16 protein-coding genes are annotated in these 17,258 nt (G+C 67.1%); 9 read left to right on the top strand and 7 right to left on the bottom strand.

The window, feature by feature from the left end; translation table 11 throughout:
- Positions 1-144 precede the first annotated feature (144 nt).
- A complete protein-coding gene (locus C5O79_RS36780; protein ID WP_046548097.1) occupies positions 145-1,233 on the top strand; it encodes a porin in 1,089 nt (362 codons plus the stop codon).
- Positions 1,234-1,383: 150 nt separating this feature from the next.
- Here the strand turns inward: C5O79_RS36780 and C5O79_RS36775 are convergent, their stop codons facing one another.
- Positions 1,384-1,758 carry a hypothetical protein gene (locus C5O79_RS36775; RefSeq protein ID WP_046548098.1) on the bottom strand — a complete coding sequence of 125 codons (375 nt, stop codon included), beginning with the start codon at positions 1,756-1,758 and terminating at the stop codon, positions 1,384-1,386.
- 329 nt (positions 1,759-2,087) lie between these two features.
- Between C5O79_RS36775 and C5O79_RS36770 the strand changes: the two genes are divergently transcribed.
- The 5 genes from C5O79_RS36770 (at position 2,088) to C5O79_RS36750 (ending at position 9,774) form a co-directional block, all read left to right on the top strand.
- A complete protein-coding gene (locus C5O79_RS36770; protein ID WP_046548099.1) occupies positions 2,088-3,011 on the top strand; it encodes a LysR family transcriptional regulator in 924 nt (307 codons plus the stop codon).
- Positions 3,012-3,033: 22 nt separating this feature from the next.
- Positions 3,034-3,708: a response regulator transcription factor gene (locus C5O79_RS36765; RefSeq protein WP_046548565.1), complete on the top strand. Its 675-nt coding sequence runs from the start codon at positions 3,034-3,036 to the stop codon at positions 3,706-3,708.
- Positions 3,709-3,865: 157 nt separating this feature from the next.
- A complete protein-coding gene (locus C5O79_RS36760; protein WP_046548100.1) occupies positions 3,866-7,120 on the top strand; it encodes an efflux RND transporter permease subunit in 3,255 nt (1,084 codons plus the stop codon).
- A complete protein-coding gene (locus tag C5O79_RS36755) occupies positions 7,110-8,315 on the top strand; it encodes an efflux RND transporter periplasmic adaptor subunit (protein WP_046548101.1) in 1,206 nt (401 codons plus the stop codon). The genes C5O79_RS36760 and C5O79_RS36755 overlap by 11 nt, the downstream gene beginning before the upstream one ends.
- Entirely contained in the window at positions 8,308-9,774 is a 1,467-nt protein-coding gene (locus tag C5O79_RS36750) for an efflux transporter outer membrane subunit (RefSeq protein WP_131932267.1), read from the top strand. Before C5O79_RS36755 ends, C5O79_RS36750 begins: the two co-directional genes overlap by 8 nt.
- Positions 9,775-9,860: 86 nt before the next feature.
- Here C5O79_RS36750 and C5O79_RS36745 read toward each other — a convergent pair whose 3' ends face one another.
- The gene (locus C5O79_RS36745) at positions 9,861-11,036 is read right to left on the bottom strand and encodes a porin (RefSeq protein WP_046548103.1); all 1,176 of its coding nucleotides are present in this window, start codon (positions 11,034-11,036) and stop codon (positions 9,861-9,863) included.
- Positions 11,037-11,361: 325 nt separating this feature from the next.
- On the opposite strand from C5O79_RS36745, the gene C5O79_RS36740 reads away from it, so the two are divergent.
- Positions 11,362-11,634 carry a DUF4148 domain-containing protein gene (locus C5O79_RS36740; RefSeq protein WP_046548104.1) on the top strand — a complete coding sequence of 91 codons (273 nt, stop codon included), beginning with the start codon at positions 11,362-11,364 and terminating at the stop codon, positions 11,632-11,634.
- A 93-nt stretch (positions 11,635-11,727) separates the two neighbouring features.
- On the top strand, positions 11,728-11,883 hold the full coding sequence (locus C5O79_RS38335) for a hypothetical protein (RefSeq protein ID WP_163009029.1): 156 nt from the start codon (positions 11,728-11,730) through the stop codon (positions 11,881-11,883).
- A gap of 74 nt (positions 11,884-11,957) precedes the next feature.
- Here the strand turns inward: C5O79_RS38335 and C5O79_RS36735 are convergent, their stop codons facing one another.
- The 4 genes from C5O79_RS36735 to C5O79_RS36720 form a co-directional block, all read right to left on the bottom strand.
- Positions 11,958-12,641 (bottom strand): response regulator transcription factor, encoded by a 684-nt coding sequence (locus C5O79_RS36735; RefSeq protein WP_122476199.1) that lies wholly within the window; start codon positions 12,639-12,641, stop codon positions 11,958-11,960.
- A gap of 58 nt (positions 12,642-12,699) precedes the next feature.
- On the bottom strand, positions 12,700-14,031 hold the full coding sequence (locus C5O79_RS36730; RefSeq protein ID WP_122477460.1) for a HAMP domain-containing sensor histidine kinase: 1,332 nt from the start codon (positions 14,029-14,031) through the stop codon (positions 12,700-12,702).
- Between the two features lie 79 nt (positions 14,032-14,110).
- Positions 14,111-14,788, bottom strand: a complete 678-nt coding sequence (locus C5O79_RS36725; protein WP_047849764.1) for a response regulator transcription factor — start codon at positions 14,786-14,788, stop codon at positions 14,111-14,113.
- Between the two features lie 296 nt (positions 14,789-15,084).
- Complete coding sequence (locus C5O79_RS36720; protein ID WP_047849763.1) at positions 15,085-15,297, bottom strand: hypothetical protein; 213 nt, start codon at positions 15,295-15,297, stop codon at positions 15,085-15,087.
- Positions 15,298-15,575: 278 nt separating this feature from the next.
- Here C5O79_RS36720 and C5O79_RS36715 point away from each other — a divergent pair, with 278 nt between their 5' ends.
- Complete coding sequence (locus C5O79_RS36715; protein ID WP_047849762.1) at positions 15,576-15,881, top strand: DUF4148 domain-containing protein; 306 nt, start codon at positions 15,576-15,578, stop codon at positions 15,879-15,881.
- 211 nt (positions 15,882-16,092) lie between these two features.
- Here C5O79_RS36715 and C5O79_RS36710 read toward each other — a convergent pair whose 3' ends face one another.
- Positions 16,093-17,187 carry a potassium channel protein gene (locus C5O79_RS36710; RefSeq protein ID WP_046548109.1) on the bottom strand — a complete coding sequence of 365 codons (1,095 nt, stop codon included), beginning with the start codon at positions 17,185-17,187 and terminating at the stop codon, positions 16,093-16,095.
- Positions 17,188-17,258 lie beyond the last annotated feature (71 nt).

Here is a 17,258-nt window from a genome sequence, read left to right as displayed (position 1 = left end):
ACTGAAAGACTGAATTGCAGGCGCGAGCGCTATTGGCGCAGATATATTGTCGACGACCAGCCCTTTAACAAAGGACTGCGAATAATATCCGTCAACCTCCGATCTAGACACCCATCCATGAATAAAACGACACGGTTACTGCGCATGACGTGCGCGCTCGCCTGCTGCGGCCTGTTCTCCCATGCGCACGCGCAAAGCAGCGTCACGCTGTACGGCATCATCGACACCGGGATCGACTTCGCGTCGAACGTCGGCGACCAGCACCTGTGGCAGATGGCGAGCGGCGTCAGCGCCGGCAGCCGCTGGGGGCTGCGCGGCAGGGAAGACCTGGGTGGCGGGCTCGCCGCGATCTTCGATCTCGAAAGCGGCTTCAATTCCACGAACGGCGGGCTCGGCAGCGGCCTCGCGTTCTCCCGCAACGCCTACGTCGGGCTGTCGAGCGAGCGCATGGGCACGGTGACGCTCGGCCGCCAGTGGGATCCGGTCGTCGACCTGATCGAGCCGTATTCGCTGAACAGCTATTTCGGCGGCTGGTATTTCTCGCACCCGAACGACATGGACAACCTCGACAACGGCTTTGCGGTCAGCAACGCCGTGAAATACACGAGCCCGACGATCGCCGGCTTCACCGGCGAGGCACTCTACTCTTTCGGCGGCCAGGCCGGCCGCTTTTCCGACAACGCCGCCTACAGCGCGGCTGTCGCGTATACGAACGGGCCGTTCTCGGCGGGCGTCGGCTATCTGCGCGTCAACGATCCGGAGCAGGCCGTGCAGAGCTACCAGAGCGGCAGCGGCTACACGAACGCGGTATACGGCAACGCACTCGAGAACGCGCGCAGCCAGAACATCTTCGCGGCCGGCGCGTCGTACCAGCTCGGCAAGGTCAAGCTGATGGGCAACTTCACGGACGTCGATTTCCAGCAAGGCGACGACGAGCAGGACGTGAAGTTCCAGAACTACGAGATCGCCGGCACGCTCGCCGCCACGAGCCAGCTCAATTTCGGTCTCGGCTATACGTACACGACCGGCCGCGACCACGCGACCGGCCAGGAGCCGAGGTATCGGCAACTGAACGCGAGCGCCGAGTACGAACTGTCGAAGCGCACGGCCGTCTATGCGCTCGCGGCGCTGCAGATGGCGTCAGGCGGTGCCGTCGCACAGGTCGCGGGCTTCGATCCGTCGTCGAACGGTCGCCAGGCCGTCGGGCGGATCGGGCTGCGTCATACGTTCTGAGCGAGCGTGCGCCGGGGCAGGCTTCCGCCGTTCCGGAAGCCTGCCCCGGCGGCGCATCGGCGATCGATACACTGCCCGCCCGTCGCGCAGTCACGTGACGGCACGTTGCCCACCGGCCCCGGGGCCGGCGCAACGGACGGGCACGCCGCCTCAGTTCGGCAGGCTGATCACCTGCTGCTCGTCCTCGAGCAGTTGCGTCAGCGACCCATGCAGACGCTCGAGGCTCTGCGGTGGCAGCGCGAAACTCGCCCAGCCAAGGCCGGTGTGCCGCAGCAACAGCACGGCACCGCCGTACAGCGGATGGCGTTCCGCATACCAGCACGGGTCCATTTCCGTCACGAACTGCTGCGCGCGCGGCGGCATCTCGGGCACCGCCGGCTGCATCGATGCACGCAGCAGGCTCAGATACTGGATGACCGCATCGACGTCCTCCGGATCAAGCACCGCGGCGCCACGTTCGATCGACACCAGCACCACCGGCTTGCCGTGCTCCTGGATCATCTTGATACTCAGCGGCTGCGTCATTTCTCGCGTTCCTTGTAGCGACCTGTCTCGTCCTATTATCGGCAGCCGCGCCACGCGCCCACCTGAAGATTTGGTGTCGCTTCATGAAGTTTTTTTTAGATGCCGGACGACGCCGCGAAGCCGTTCAGCGCGTGCCCGAGCAGCGCATGCCCTCGCCTCTCCCGCTGCTTCCTTAAACGAAATTTCATCCGATCCGCGTGGTTTTTTAAGCGTCCGCGGCGGGCCCGCCTCCCATAATCGGCTCGCTACCTCGCCTGCTACGCGTAGCAGGATGCGCCGATCGATCCTCGTCGGCGCAGGCCTCCGGTCAATCCCACTTTCCGCAGACCATGAATCAACTGCAAGCGATGCGCGTCTTCACGCGCGTAGTCGAGTTGTCGAGTTTCAATCTCGCCGCCCGCCAGCTCGGGATGTCGGCCGCCGCGGTCACGCGCAGCGTCGGCATGCTCGAAGCGCATCTGAACATGCGCCTGCTGAACCGGACGACCCGCAGCCTGTCGCTCACCGAGACCGGCCGCGAATACCTCGACGGGTGCCGCACGATCATCGAGAAGCTCGACGAGATCGAATCGAATCTCGTGCAGGCCACCCGTGACCCGCGCGGCACGCTGAGGATCGCCGCGTCGGCTACGTCCGTCGCGGCCGGTCTCGGCGCGCTGCTGTCGACGTATCGCGCCGACCATCCGCGTGTGCGCTTCGACGTGACGACGTTCGACACGCACGTCGACATGGTCGAAGGCGGCTACGACGTGTGCTTCTGCGACGATCGCCGCCTGATCAACGCGACCTTCGTGTCGCGGACGCTGATGAACGTGCGTGACGTGGTCGTCGCATCGCCCGAGTACCTTGCGCGCCACGGCAGGCCGAACGATCCGGTCGAACTGAACGAACATAGCCTGCTGACCGTGTCGAACGGCACCGCCCGCAGCTGGGAGTTCTCGGATGTCGACGGCTCCTACCGCGTCTATACCGGCAACGCACTGGCGTCGACCGGCAGCATGATGGTGCGGCTCGCGGCACTCAATCACATGGGCATCACGCAGCTGCCGCAGCCGCTCGTCGCCGACGATCTCGCGCGCGGCACGCTGCTGCCGCTGCTCGAGCGCTACGAAGTCAACGGCGGCCCGCGTTGCGTGTCGATGCTTTATCCCAGCCGCAACTATCTGTCGACGAAGGTGCGCAGCTTCATCGACTACGTTGTCGACCACTACCGCGCGCCCGAGCGCGCAGCCGCGCGGCTCGCCGCTGCGTGACGCCACCCGGTCCGCTTCGTCGATGACACACATCCTCACGATCGAAGACGATCCGCTGATCGCGGATCATATCTCGCAGACGCTGCGCGCCGCCGGCCACCAGGTCGACGTCGCGCGTACCGGCCGGGACGGCATGGCCAAGGCGATGAGCGCCGACTACGACGTCGTCACGCTCGACCGCATGCTGCCCGATCTCGACGGCCTCACGATCCTCGCAACGATGCGCGGCGTCGGACTCGACACGCCGGTGCTCGTGATGAGTGCCATGTCCGATGTCGACCAGCGCATCCAGGGGCTCCGCGCGGGCGGCGATGACTATCTCGTCAAGCCGTTCTCGCTCGACGAGATGTGCGCGCGCATCGAGGTGCTGATCCGCCGGCGACCGCGCGGCCCGCAGGTCGAGACGGTGCTGCGCACGGGCGAGCTCGAACTCGACCTGGTCCGGCGCCGCGTCACGCTCGGCGGCCGCGAACTCGCGCTGCTGCCGACCGAATGGCGCGTGCTCGAATTCATGATGCGCCACGCCGGGCGCGTGCTTACGCGCACGATGATCTTCGAGGCCGTGTGGGGCTGCCGCTTCGATCCGGGCACGAACCTGATCGACGTGCACGTCGGCCGCCTGCGCAAGAAAGTCAACCGGCCCGGCGCCGCGCCGCTGATCCGCACGATCCGCGGCTCGGGCTACATGCTCGGCTGAATCCGGCCGCCGCCACCTAAAACTTGTTTCATCTTTTTAGCGACCGGCTGTTAGGGGCCGCTCCGCAGAATGCGGTCATCGGTGGCGCGCCGGTGTATTCCCGACGCCGCGCGCCGCCGGCTCTTCTTCACGACGCTTTTGAACGGAGCAGCACCCCATGCTGAAAATTGTCCGGCTCGCGCTCACCCGGCCCTATACGTTCGTCGTGCTGGCGCTGCTGATCCTGATCGCAGGTCCGCTCGCGGCAGTGCGCACGCCCATCGACATCTTCCCGGATATCCGCATTCCGGTGATCAGCGTCGTCTGGAACTATTCCGGCCTGCAGCCGGACGACATGTCCGGCCGCATCGTCACGTACTACGAGCGCACGCTCGGCACGACGGTCAACGACATCCAGCACATCGAATCGCAGTCGTTCCGCAGCTTCGGCATCGTGAAGATCTTCTTCCAGCCAACCGTCGACATCCGCACGGCCACCGCGCAGGTCACGTCGATCTCGCAGACCGTGCTCAAGCAGATGCCGCCCGGCACCACGCCGCCACAGATCCTCAACTACAACGCGTCGACCGTGCCGGTGCTGCAGATCGCGCTGACCAGCAACACGCTCGACGAGCAGAAGCTGGAGGACTACGCGGAGAACTTCATCCGCCCGCAGCTGCTGTCGGTGCCCGGCGTGGCGATTCCCACGCCGTACGGCGGCAAGGCGCGCGAGGTGCAGATCGACCTCGATCCGCAGGCGCTGCAGTCGAAGGGGCTGTCGGCGCAGGACGTCGCGCACGCGCTCGCGCAGCAGAACCAGATCATCCCGGCCGGCACGCAGAAGATCGGCCGCTTCGAATACAACATCAAGCTCAACAACAGCCCGCTCGCGCTCGACGCGCTGAATGACCTGCCGATCAAGTCTGTCGACGGCACGACCATCACGATCCGCGACGTCGCGCACGTGCGCGACGGCTTCCCGCCGCAGAGCAACATCGTGCGCGTGGATGGCCACCGCGCGGTGCTGATGAGCATCCTGAAGAACGGCTCGGCGTCGACGCTCGACATCATCGCGGGCGTGAAGGCCAAGCTGCCGCTGATCGAGCAGACGCTGCCGCCAGGGCTGAAGCTCGTCACGATGGGCGACCAGTCGACCTTCGTGAACGGCGCCGTCAGCGGCGTCGCGCGCGAGGGCATCATCGCCGCCGCGCTGACCTCGCTGATGATCCTGCTGTTCCTCGGCTCGTGGCGCTCGACGCTGATCATCGCGGCGTCGATCCCGCTGGCCGTGCTGTCGGCGATCGCGCTGCTCGCGGCCACCGGCGAGACGCTCAACGTGATGACGCTCGGCGGCCTCGCGCTCGCGGTCGGGATTCTCGTGGACGATGCGACGGTGACGATCGAGAACGTGAACTGGCACCTCGAACAGGGCAAGGACACGCGCACCGCGATCGTCGACGGCGCGAAGCAGATCGTGATGCCGGCGCTGGTCTCGCTGTTGTGCATCTGCATCGTGTTCGTGCCGATGCTGATGCTCGACGGCATCTCGCGCTTCCTGTTCGTCCCAATGGCGAAGGCCGTGATCTTCTCGATGATGTCGTCGTTCGTGCTGTCGCGCACCTTCGTGCCGATGCTCGCGCAATACCTGCTCAAGCCGCACGCGTCGGCCGGCCATGCGTCAGGCGAACTCGCCGCGATCATGGATTCGCACGCGGGCCATGCCGGCGCGCACGACGCGCCGCCGTCGCGCAATCCGCTGGTGCGTTTCCAGCGCGCGTTCGAGCGCCGCTTCGAGGCCGTGCGCGCGTCGTACCGGATCCTGCTGGGCCTCGCGCTCACGCGCCGCAAGCCGTTCGTCGTCGCATTCCTGTGCGTGGTGGCCGCGTCGTTTCTGCTCGCGCCGTGGCTCGGCCGCAACTTCTTTCCGGCCATCGACTCGGGCGAGATCTCGCTGCACGTGCGCGCGCCGGTCGGCACGCGCGTCGAGGAAACCGCCGCCGAGTTCGACCGCATCGAGAACACGATCCGCGGCGTGATCCCGCCCGCGCAGCTGGGCGAGGTGATCGACAACATCGGGTTGCCGAAGAGCGGGATCAACCTGACCTACAACAACAGCGGCACGCTCGGGCCGCAGGACGGCGACATCCTGATCTCGCTGTCGAAGGACCACGCACCGACCGCCGGCTACGTGCGCCAGCTGCGCGAACGGCTGCCGCGCGCGTATCCGGGCACCACGTTCTCGTTCCTGCCCGCCGACATCGTGAGCCAGATCCTCAACTTCGGCGCACCGGCCCCGGTCGACCTGCAGGTCGCCGGCCCCAACCAGCAGGCGAACCTCGCGTATGCGCGCGAGCTCTACCGCAAGCTGCGCCTGATCGCCGGTGTCGCCGATCCGCGTATCCAGCAGGCCAGCACTTACCCCCAGTTCACGGTGGCGGTGGACCGCACGCGCGCCGACCAGCTCGGCATCACCGAGCAGGACGTGACGAACTCGGTGGTCGCGACGCTGGCCGGCACCAGCCAGGTCGCCCCGACCTACTGGCTCAACCCGCGCAACGGCGTGTCCTATCCGATCGTCGCGCAGACGCCGCAGTACAAGATGACCACGCTGTCGGCGCTGCAGAACCTGCCGGTCACCGGCGCAAGCGGCCAGTCGCAGCTGCTAGGCGGTCTCGCCACGATCACGCGCGGCGTCGGCAACGCGGTGGTGTCGCACTACAACATCGAGCCGCTGTTCGACATCTACGCGACCACCCAGGGGCGCGATCTCGGCGCGGTCGCGGCCGACATCGGCGGCATCGTGAAGGCCACCGCGAAGGATCTGCCCAAAGGCTCGACCGTCACGCTGCGCGGCCAGGTGCAGACCATGAACGGCGCGTTCGCCGGCCTGCTGCTCGGCCTCGTCGGCGCGATCGCGCTGATCTACCTGCTGATCGTCGTGAATTTCCACTCGTGGGCCGACGCGTTCGTGATCGTCTCGGCGCTGCCTGCCGCACTGGCCGGCATCGTCTGGATGCTGTTCACCACGCACACGCCGCTGTCGGTGCCGGCGCTCACCGGCGCGATCCTGTGCATGGGCGTGGCCACCGCGAACTCGATCCTCGTCGTCAGCTTCGCGCGCGAGCGCCTGGCCGAAACCGGCAACGCACTGGCGTCCGCGCTCGAAGCCGGCTTCACGCGGTTCCGCCCGGTGCTGATGACCGCGCTCGCGATGATCATCGGCATGGCGCCGATGGCGCTCGGCCTCGGTGACGGCGGCGAGCAGAACGCGCCGCTCGGCCGCGCCGTGATCGGCGGCCTCGCGTGCGCGACGATCGCGACGTTGTTCTTCGTTCCCGTCGTGTTCAGCCTCGTGCATCGGCGCGACGGGCTGAAGCACGACGCTTCCCGCGCTTCCTCCCCTTCCGCGTCCGGAGCTTCCCATGTCCACTGAGATCGATATCAAGTCGCCGAAACGGCTGCCCAACCTCAAGCTCGTCGCCACGGTCACCGCGCTGATCGCGGTCGGCATCGTGGCCACCGGCATCATCGGCCGCGCGCATGCGAAACAGGCGATGACGACCTGGTCCGCCGAACAGGCCGTGCCGACCGTGGTCGCGTACACGCCGTCGACTGGCGCCGACGGCGCCACGCTGGTGCTGCCCGGCCACCTGTCCGCGTTCGAGAGCGCGCCGATCCATGCGCAGGTGTCGGGCTACCTGCATGCGTGGTACACCGATATCGGCGCGCACGTGAAGTCGGGGCAACTGCTCGGGCTGATCGACACGCCCGAGCTCGACCAGCAGTTGCAGCAGGCGCGTGCCGATCTGCAAAGCTCGCTCGCCAACGAAAGACTCGCCGCCTCCACGGCCGCGCGCTGGACCAAGATGCTCGCGCAGGATTCGGTGTCGCAGCAGGAAACCGACGAGAAGACCAGCGACCTCGCCGCCAAGCAGGCGATCGTCGCGGCCAACGAGGCCAACGTGCGGCGCCTCGACGCGCTGGAGGCGTTCAAGCGCATCGTCGCGCCGTTCGACGGTGTCGTGACCGCGCGCAAGACCGACATCGGCCAGCTGATCTCGGCCGGCGGCGGCACGGGCCCCGAGCTGTTCGCGGTGTCCGACGTGCATCAGATGCGCGTGTACGTGAGCGTGCCGCAGAACGAGGCGGCCGCGATCCGCCCCGGCATGACGGCCACGCTGACCGTACCCGAACATCCGGGCGAGACCTTCCATGCGACGCTCGCCGACACCGACGACTCGATCGCCGATTCGACCGGCACGCTGCTCGTGCAGTTGATGGTCGACAACCGCGACGGCAAGCTGATTCCGGGCGAATACACCGAAGTGCATTTCGCACTGCCGGCCGGCGGCAGCCACGTGCTGACGATCCCGGCCAGCTCGCTGATCTTCCGGCAGGCCGGCCTGCAGGTCGCCGTGGTCGGCAAGGACAATCGCGCGGTGCTCAAGCCCGTGACGGTCGCGACCGACCTCGGTACGCACGTGCAGATCGCGACCGGCCTCGCACCGGACGATCGCGTGATCGACAACCCACCCGACTCGCTGGCCGCGGGCGACCCGGTCAGGCTGGCGGCGCCGGCCCGCACCGTCGCATCGGCCGCGCACGACACGGAGCGTGCGAATGGCTAACCGGCTTCGGCTCTGCGCGCTGCTCGCCGGCGTCGCGTTCCTCTCCGCATGCTCGTTCGCGCCCACCTATCGCGCGCCGCAGACCGCGCTGCCTGCCAGCTTCAAGGAAGCGGGCGGCTGGCAGGCCGCGAAGCCGGCCGACCGGATCGCACGCGACGGCTGGTGGCAGGCCTTCCGCGATCCGGTGCTCGACCGGCTCGAAGCGCAGGTGGCCGCAGCCAACCCCGACGTGGCCGCTGCCGTGGCCCGCCACGACGAAGCGGCCGCGCTGTTCGACGAGGCGCGCTCGGGGCTGTTCCCGACCATCGGCCTCGGCGCGCAGGTCTCGAGCAACCGGCAATCGGCCATGCGGCCGCTGCGCGGCTCGAACCAGCCGAACGTCTATGGCGCCAACACGCTCGACGCCGGCTTCGACTACGACCTCGACCTGTGGGGGAAAGTCCGCAACGAAGTCGCAGCCGGGCGCGCCGACGCGCAGGCCAGCGCCGACGATCTCGCGTCGGTGCGGCTAAGCCTGCAGGCCAGCCTCGCGAACGCGTACTTCAACCTGCGCGGGCTCGACCAGCAGCAACAGTTGCTGGCCGACACGATCGACACCTACCAGCGCGCGCTGCAACTGACGATGAGCCGGCATGCAGGCGGCATCGCCTCCGATCTCGACGTCTCGCGCGCGCAGACGCAGCTCGATTCGGCCCGCGCGTCGGCCGAGGACGTGCGGGCGCGCCGCGCGCTCTACGAGCACTCGATCGCAACACTCACGGGCGTGCCGGCGTCGTCGTTCGCGCTGACGCCGGCCCTGGACGCCGCGTATCTGCCGACGATCCCGGCCGGCCTTCCCTCCACGCTGCTGCAGCGGCGCCCCGACGTCGCGGCCGCCGAGCGCCGCATGGCGGCCGCCAACGCGAAGATCGGCGTGGTGCGCGCGGCGTTCTTCCCCGACATCACGCTCGGGCTGATCGGCGGATACCAGAGCTCGGGCCTCGGCCACTGGCTCAGCGCGCCGAACGAGATCTGGTCGATCGGGCCCAGCCTCGCGCTGACGCTGTTCGACGGCGGCCGCCGCCAGGCGCTCACCGACCAGGCACACGCGAAACTGGCCGAGAACGGCGCGCAATATCGCGCGGTCGTGCTCGCTGCGTGCCAGCAGGTGGAAGACAACCTCGCGCTCATGCATCACCTCGGCGACGAAGCCGCTCGCGAACAGGAGGCGCTCGATGCGGCCGAGCGCACGCTGCAGCTGTCGATGTCGCGCTATCGGGACGGCGTCGTCAGCTATCTGGACGTGGTGACCGCGCAGACCACCGAGCTCAACACGAAGGTCGCGATGCTGGAACTGGACACGCGCCGGCAGTTGGCGGCGGTGGGGTTGATCGCCGCGCTGGGCGGCGGGTGGTCGACGGAGGAAGCCGCATCCGGCGCGCAAGCACCGGCCGCGACGCCGGCCCGTTCCACGACCTGAATCCCTCGCGACACGCAGCAGGCGTGTCGCATTTCAAGGCACCCGTCGCGATGACGGGTGCCGTCTTTTTACGTGGCTTCCGCCGCTCAGAACTTGTGACGGATGCCGGCCGCGACCACGGCCTGGCGATCGTTGCCCGACGCGGCGAGGTTGAAGATCCCCGCGTTGCCGAGCACCGCGACGCCGTCCGCTCCCGTCACGCGCTGGTACACGCCTTCGAGATAGAGGTCGGTGCGGCGCGACAGCGCGTAGTCGGCCTGCAGCATGAACTGGTTCCACTTCGGTGCGATGCTGCGACCCGCATCGTCGAAGCGGCCCTGCGTGAACGTATAGGAACCGCCCAGCGAGAACGCCGGCGTCAGGAAATAGCGCGCATTCAGTTCGTAGTTGCTGAACGTCAGCAACTGGCCGTTCACGGTGCCGTACGCGCCGCCTTGCGACAGTTCGCGCGGATCGTTCAGGATCGTTCTCGTGTAGACGAAGCCGACCGTCGCATGGTCGAACGCGTAGTGCGCACCGGCGCCGAACGTGCGCCAGCGGCCGCCGACCAGCATCGCGTCGCCATCCGAGCTGCTCAGCGAACCGCCGGTGTTCTGCGGCGCGTTCACGCCGCCCGGCTGGTTCGACTGCAGGTACGCGACGGCGAAATCGACCGGGCCGTTCACGTACTGCGCGCCGACGCTGTACGCGTTGTTGTTGCCGGCCCCGCCGCCCTGGTTGCTGAAGCCGTACGCGCCGCCGAACGAGAAGCCGCCGTAGTCCGCGCTGCGGAACTTCACCGCGTTGTTCATCCGCGTGTCGTTGGCGAGGTTGTCGTTGTCGTACGGATGGTCGGCGATGTTGCCGCCGAATCCCGAGCCCGTTGCCGACAGCGGCGCGACGAAGTCGACCAGGAAATCGTACTGGCGGCCGAGCGTCACCGTGCCCCATTGGCGGCTCGACAGGCCGACCCATGCTTGGCGGCCGAACTCGTCGCCGCCGTTGCCGAACTTGCCGTTCGCGACGTTGAAGCCGTTCTCGAGGGTGAACACGGCAGCCAGGCCGCCGCCGAGATCCTCGTTGCCGCGCAGCCCCCAGCGCGACGTGCTGACGTTGCCGCTCTGGACGCCGTAGGCCGGGCCGGCACCGGCCGACGATTTCTGGTTGCTGATGTAGTCCAGGCCCGCGTCGATCGTGCCGTACAGCGTGACGCTGCTCTGCGCATGGGCCGTGCCCGCAAGCAAGCACGCGATCGCCGCCGGGATTGCCAGATATTTCTTCATGATGGTTTCGCTAGAGTGGATCGGTCTTCTCGCATCGCCGGCCAGTGTGGGATGGCCGGTCCGTCCGCGATGCGATGGCGCACAATTTAGGCAGCGGGCATGACAGCGCCGTTATCGAAACGGCCTGAAAAATGAAACCTTCTTCATGTTCACGACGCGCCGGTTTCATGTCCGCCCGACAGCCACGTCAGCGCATGAATTTCTTTTCACGTTGCGCATGCCGATCCGCTAGCCCCGCTCCTCTATGCTTGTCCTCAACCCGATGCGCGGCATTCACACGCCGCGCAGGGGATCACCCCAGTCAATCATCATGAGGACTCCGAATATGAAAACCGCTAACATCGTCGCCGCCGCCATGCTCGCCGCCATCGGCACGCTGTCCGTTCCCGCGTTTGCGCAGGTCAGCGGCCAGCCGACGCAGATGTCCCCGGCCGCCACCAAGGACGGCGTGCCCGGCACACAGGCTGCCGGCGAATGGGTGCCGCCGTACGGCCAGGCGATTCACGAGAAAACGCGCGCGGAAGTCTACGCCGAGCTCGTGCGTGCCGAACAGGACGGGCAAATCAAGTACCTGGACTCCACGCTCTACTCGCATTGATGCGGGCCGGCGTGCGGCCGGGCGCGGCGCCCGGCTCACGCCGCCCGCGCCGCCCGCGGCAACACCTCCCCTTCACCGACTCGCCCGCCATTCATGAAGCTTCGCCCCTTGCTCATCCGCTCGACCCGCGTCGCGCTCGTCGCGATCGCCGTCGGCGTCGTGCTGTCCGGCTGCGCCGCCGCGCAGCCCGACGGCCCCGGCGATTGCGTCGGCCCGCCCGATTTCTGCGTACCGTTCTTCGGTTCGTAAACGGACGAAGGGCGCGCTGCCGGCGGCAGCGCGCCCTTCGTATCCGCGGCGCGGCGCGAGCCGTACCCGCACGCTCATGCGTCCGTCAGCGTCACCTGGTAGCCGTAACGGCTCACCGTATCGATCCGCACGCCGGGCAGATGCCGCTCGAGCTTGCGGCGCAGCCGCGACACCACGAGATTGACGCTCGACGGATCGACGTCCTCCTTGTCCTGCCACACGTAGCGGATCAGCTGCTCGCGCGGCACCGGCGCATTCGGATGGCGCATCAGGCATTCGAGCAGCAGGCATTCGCGGCGTGTCACAGCCAGGCGCAGCTTGCCGTCCTTGAGTTCGCGCGCGAGCGTCTCGAGGGCAGACACCGCCGCGACCGGGCCTTCCGTGTCGCGCGCGCCGGCCAGCCGCTGCAACGCCTGCAGGCGCTCGTGCAGCTCGATGAACGAATATGGCGCACCGAAGCATGCGTCGGCGCCCGCACGCAGCATGCGGATGCGCTCGCGCGCCGACGCCGGGCCGATCAGCACCACCAGCGCCGCACCGCGGCCTTCCGCAGCAAAACGCGGCAGCATCGCGATCAGCGCGGCGTCGCTGCCGGGTTCGAAGGCCATCGCGACGATCGCGTCGAACGCCTCCTGCGACGCGAGGAACAGGCCGTCGCGCAGATCGTCGGCGCGCTGCAGGCTGTGTCCGCTCTCCTGTAGCGCCTTGTGCAGCCACGACGCTTCAGGATGCGGCGAAGTCACGAGCAGGACGCGCATCGTCAACGGGCCTCGCAGCGGAAATACGCGGGCCCGTGCAGCCTGATCCGGACGGCCGTCATGCCAGCGACCTCGGCCAGCATTCGATCGTCACGCGCGTGCCGGGCTCGGCATTGCCGATGCGCAGCGTGAAGTCGTGCACGTTGATGACCGCCGACACAATGCTCAGCCCGAGCCCGGCGCCGGCGAGATGCCCGGTCCGGCGGCTACGGTAGCGGTGCTGCAGCACCGCCTCGCGCTCGTTGGCCGCGATGCCGGGGCCGTTGTCTACCACGTCGATGCGCGGACCGGACGGCGTGTCGTGAAGCTCCACGCGCACGGTGTCGCCCGACGTCGTGTACTTGAGCGCGTTGTCGAGCAGATTGGTGAGCGCCTCGAACAGGAGCGCACGATCGCCGTGGATCCGTGCGACGGACTCGACGCGCACCACGAACTGAATCGATCGACTGTCCGCGAGCGGCTCGAACAGTTGCCCGACGTCCGTGACGAGATCCTCCAGCACCACTTCCGCGAACCCGCCGCGCCGCTGCAGCGAACCGATTTCGGCAATCCGCAGCATCGCGCGAAAGCGGCTGAGCAGCACGTCGGTCTCGTTGCGCGCCCGCGCGACGACGCTCGCCAGCGCCGCATCGTCGAGACGGTCCGCCCGTTCCGCCGCGTGCGCGAGCAGGGTGTGCACGTGCGCGAGCGGCGTGCGCAGGTCGTGCGCGATACCGTCGCAGACGCCCTTCACCTCGTTCATCAGGCGCTCGACTTCCTCGAGCATGTGGTTGACGAGATGAGACAGCAGGTCGATCTCGTCGTGCCCGCCGATCGGCAGCCGCTGCCCGAGGTCGCCCTGCGCGATGCGCTGCGTGATACGCCGCACTTCCTTCAGGCGCCGCATCTGCCGGACGCTGAGGATCAGCCCGCCGACGACGCCCGCGCCGAGGCAGAACAGCCCGCCGCCGACCAGCGCCTGTATGATCGCCGCGCGGATCCGCAGGATGTGCGTGAGGTCACGCCCGAGCACCAGGATGTCGCCGTTGGCGCGCCGCTCCGCCATCGTGCGGACGACCGGCGGAACCTGATCGCCGGCGATCGTCATCGTGTGATCGAGCGTCACGCCGTTGCGATTCAGGCGGATGCCGTCGGGCAGCGCCAGCACGTCGCCAGCGATATGCTTGCCGTCGGCGGTGAACAGCCCGTAGTAGTTGGTGTGCATCCGCTCGCGCTCGATCCGCTGGTGAATGGCGGCAGGAAGCTGGCCGTCCTGGATCGAGTCGAAGTAAAGCATCTGCCAGTCGATCACCACATCGGTTTCACGCTCCATGTCGTGCGTGATCACCGATGCAATGAAACCGAGCAGCAACATGACCGAGATGGAAAACGTCACGGCATAGACGGACACGAGCCGGAACGTACTGGAGTACCAGCGCCGCTTCGGCGCCGGCTGGACGTGATGCGTGGAGGACGTCAAGGCAGCAGGCTCAACCAAGAATGTAACCGGCACCGCGTACCGTCTGGATCATCTGCTTCGCATCGGGCGGATCGATCTTCTTGCGCAGCCGGCCCATGTGCACTTCGATCAGGTTGGTACCGGGATCGAAGTGATAGCCCCAGACGGCCTCGAACAGCATCGTACGCGTGATGGTCTGCCCGGCATTGCGCATCATGTATTCGAGCACGCGGTATTCGGTCGGCAACAGCGCGATCTCCTCGCCGTCGCGAAACACCTTGCGCGAGATCAGGTCGAGCCTCAGCGGCCCGACGGTCAGCGTCGTGTCGAACGGCGCGGGCGCCGCCTGGCTGCGGCGCAGCAGGACCTCGAGGCGCGCGGCCATTTCCTCGGGATCGAACGGCTTGGTCAGATAGTCGTCGCCGCCCGCGCGCAGGCCGCGAACGCGTTCGTCGACATCGCCGAGCGCGCTCAGCATCAGCACCGGCGTGCGCACGCCGACGCTGCGCATCGTGGTCAGGATCGTGAGGCCATCGACGACTGGCAGCATCCGGTCGAGCGTGATCACGTCGAATTCGCTGCCGAGCGCGCGGGCCATGCCGTCGCGTCCGTTGGCGACCCATTCGACCGTAAAGCCGCGGCCTGTCAGCTCTCTTACGATTTCATTCGCGGTGATTTCGTCGTCTTCGATCGTGAGGACGTGCGCCATGGCCGCACCGTTCGCGGCCGGCTTGTTGGGCAGGGCCGGCGCGTTACCCGGGGAAACTGATGATGCCATATACGATTCTCGTCTTCATCGAAGGGATGCATGCGCTTCGACACCCGACGGCCGAACGCGCTCGGATGGAGACTACACGCGCGCGCGTAAATCGTGCGCGTCGACTTCATGAAGAAAATTTCATATACGGCGACATCGCGGCCTCGCCGTAGCCGTCCCGGGCGGGCATCCGGAATATTGCGACACGATGCCGCACCACCCTCGGCAATCGTGCACGATGCCGGAAATCAGCCGCGTTGCGGTGGGGCAGCCGGCTTGCCGACCCGTTGCGATGCGACGCGATGCGCGGCATCTTCCGCACGATTCAGGCGCTCGGCTTTCGCATGCGCGAGCGTCACGTCGGCAATCGCGAGCCCTGCTCCCTGCACCTTCGCGAACGCCAGCACCGGTGAGCACGCCAGTGCAACGAGCATGGTCACCCTGACCGTCGTTGTTTTCATTGGATCCCCTCCATGTCAGGCCGCGCCGTGCGCAGCGCCGATTGATCACCGGCTCGACGATACGCCCGCGCCGCTAACCGTTCGACAGCACGCACATGAATGTTTGTTTAACGTCCGATGCGGGCGAACACAGGCGCCTCCACACGTGCCTTACCGCATAAAACTTGTTTCATTTTCGCGCTGCCGTTTCGCTAGCCCGCGGCGCCTAACCTTCGTCGTGCAGTCGACGTTGGCCTCCCACCGTACGGCTCATTCCCAACGCTTCCCTGGAGTCGAAGATGAATCATCCCGCCCGTTACCTCGCCTGTGCCGCCCTGCTCGTGCTGAGCGTTTCCGCGCACGCCGCACCGAAGCTCACGCCGGCGCAATGCCACGACTATCCGTTCGTCCATACGAAAGGCCCGGTCTCCCATCGGCAACTGATCAACGAGCTGAACGAGCTGGAATCCGTCGGCTACAACCCGTCGTCGGGCGACGAGAGCAGCTATCCGGACGATATCGATTCGGCCCAGGCGCGCCTGATGCAGGAGTATCAGAAGGATTGCGCGGGCGCGGCCAATACGGTCGCATCGAACGGCAACTGACGCGCGACCGGCAACCGATCTCCGACTTTGCGCGCGCGCCTCGCGGCCGTGCGCTTTTTTTTTTTATCTGCCCGGATGTGCAGTCATGGATGACTGGTTTGCCTGGCCGCTTCGCGCGCGAGACGAATGCCGATCTGGCAGGGATCGACATGGCCCGATTCGGCCCCGTGCGCCGCCCGTCGAATCATTGATTCTTCTATCGACTCCCCGCTCAAATGTCCGGATCCGGAATCCGCGCCGACTGGATCACGACCAGCGTGTCCCCCGCCTCGATCCTGCACGGCGGATCCTCGTAGAACGAAAGAATCTTCCCGCACCGATCGAGCCCGACGACGATCGCGCCCGGCACGACGTTCGTCATGCAGCCGATCTCGTGCGGCAACGCCTCGCGCTCCAGCAGCGTCGCGCGGCCGCGCGTCGACAGCATGTCGTTCACGAACGGCACGATATAGCGGCTATGCACGGCATCCGCGAGCAGCAGCGCGCCGATCTTCGTCGACGACACGATCACGTCGGCGCCCGCCTGCCGCAATTGCCGCTGGTACAGGTTCTCCTGGATCCGCACGACGATCTTCGTATCGGGCGCGATGCTGCGCACCGACAACGTGAGCAGGATCGCGGTCGGATCGTCGGTCACCGAAATGATCACGGCCTTCGCTTCACGCACCTGTGCCTGCTGCAGCAGATCCTCGTGCGCGGGATCGCCGAGCAATCCCGCCACGCCGAGCGACGTCGCGGCCTCGATCGCCTGCTGCTGCGAATCGATCACGATGAGCGTCGCCGGATCGACGCCGCTCTCGAGCAGTTCGCGCACCGCGATCGAGCCGGACAGGCCATAGCCGCAGACGACGATGTGATCGGACAATTGTTTCTGCAGGCGTTTCATGCGGAATTCCTCGATGACGCGCTGGATCACGAACTGATACGCCGTGCCCAGGAAAATGAACCAGATGACGATGCGGATCGGCACGATGAAGAACGCATCGATCAGGCGCGCCCGCGCGGTGACGGGCACGATGTCGCCATAGCCGACCGTCGCGACCGTGACCATCGTGAAGTACACCAGATCGGCGACGGTCATCGGCGTGCTCTTGGTCGAATCGCGCAACCCGTCGCGATCGAGATACAGCACGAGAAACGCGAGCGTGCACAGCAGCACGACCGCGCCGATACGGAACAGCAGCGTGCGCCGCGGCGACGTCGCGGGACGCGTGAACAGCGTGCGCGCACGCGGCGCCTGCCACGGATTGCGGGCGCGACGCAGGCGTGAGCGCAACGAGCGGCGCTGGGCGGAGGGCGAAGCCAACGGGGGAATCTCCTGAAGGATGCGGGCTCGATTCTACGATGGGTCGGCCGCGGCCGGCCGACGTCATCGCG

This window comes from Burkholderia sp. SRS-25 (assembly GCF_004343765.1).
Classification (GTDB): domain Bacteria; phylum Pseudomonadota; class Gammaproteobacteria; order Burkholderiales; family Burkholderiaceae; genus Burkholderia; species Burkholderia contaminans.
Note: the sequence above shows the minus strand (reverse complement) of the source record. Positions and strands in the feature narration are given on the sequence as shown.

Bases quoted from the DNA above. Each gene is read 5' to 3' on its own strand.
- C5O79_RS36780 (WP_046548097.1), top strand. From the start codon at position 145: ATGACGTGCGCGCTCGCCTGCTGCGGCCTGTTCTCCCATGCGCACGCG.
- C5O79_RS36775 (WP_046548098.1), bottom strand. From the start codon at position 1,758: ATGACGCAGCCGCTGAGTATCAAGATGATCCAGGAGCACGGCAAGCCG.
- C5O79_RS36770 (WP_046548099.1), top strand. From the start codon at position 2,088: ATGAATCAACTGCAAGCGATGCGCGTCTTCACGCGCGTAGTCGAGTTG.
- C5O79_RS36765 (WP_046548565.1), top strand. From the start codon at position 3,034: ATGACACACATCCTCACGATCGAAGACGATCCGCTGATCGCGGATCAT.
- C5O79_RS36760 (WP_046548100.1), top strand. From the start codon at position 3,866: ATGCTGAAAATTGTCCGGCTCGCGCTCACCCGGCCCTATACGTTCGTC.
- C5O79_RS36755 (WP_046548101.1), top strand. From the start codon at position 7,110: ATGTCCACTGAGATCGATATCAAGTCGCCGAAACGGCTGCCCAACCTC.
- C5O79_RS36750 (WP_131932267.1), top strand. From the start codon at position 8,308: ATGGCTAACCGGCTTCGGCTCTGCGCGCTGCTCGCCGGCGTCGCGTTC.
- C5O79_RS36745 (WP_046548103.1), bottom strand. From the start codon at position 11,036: ATGAAGAAATATCTGGCAATCCCGGCGGCGATCGCGTGCTTGCTTGCG.
- C5O79_RS36740 (WP_046548104.1), top strand. From the start codon at position 11,362: ATGAAAACCGCTAACATCGTCGCCGCCGCCATGCTCGCCGCCATCGGC.
- C5O79_RS38335 (WP_163009029.1), top strand. From the start codon at position 11,728: ATGAAGCTTCGCCCCTTGCTCATCCGCTCGACCCGCGTCGCGCTCGTC.
- C5O79_RS36735 (WP_122476199.1), bottom strand. From the start codon at position 12,641: ATGCGCGTCCTGCTCGTGACTTCGCCGCATCCTGAAGCGTCGTGGCTG.
- C5O79_RS36725 (WP_047849764.1), bottom strand. From the start codon at position 14,788: ATGGCGCACGTCCTCACGATCGAAGACGACGAAATCACCGCGAATGAA.
- C5O79_RS36720 (WP_047849763.1), bottom strand. From the start codon at position 15,297: ATGAAAACAACGACGGTCAGGGTGACCATGCTCGTTGCACTGGCGTGC.
- C5O79_RS36715 (WP_047849762.1), top strand. From the start codon at position 15,576: ATGAATCATCCCGCCCGTTACCTCGCCTGTGCCGCCCTGCTCGTGCTG.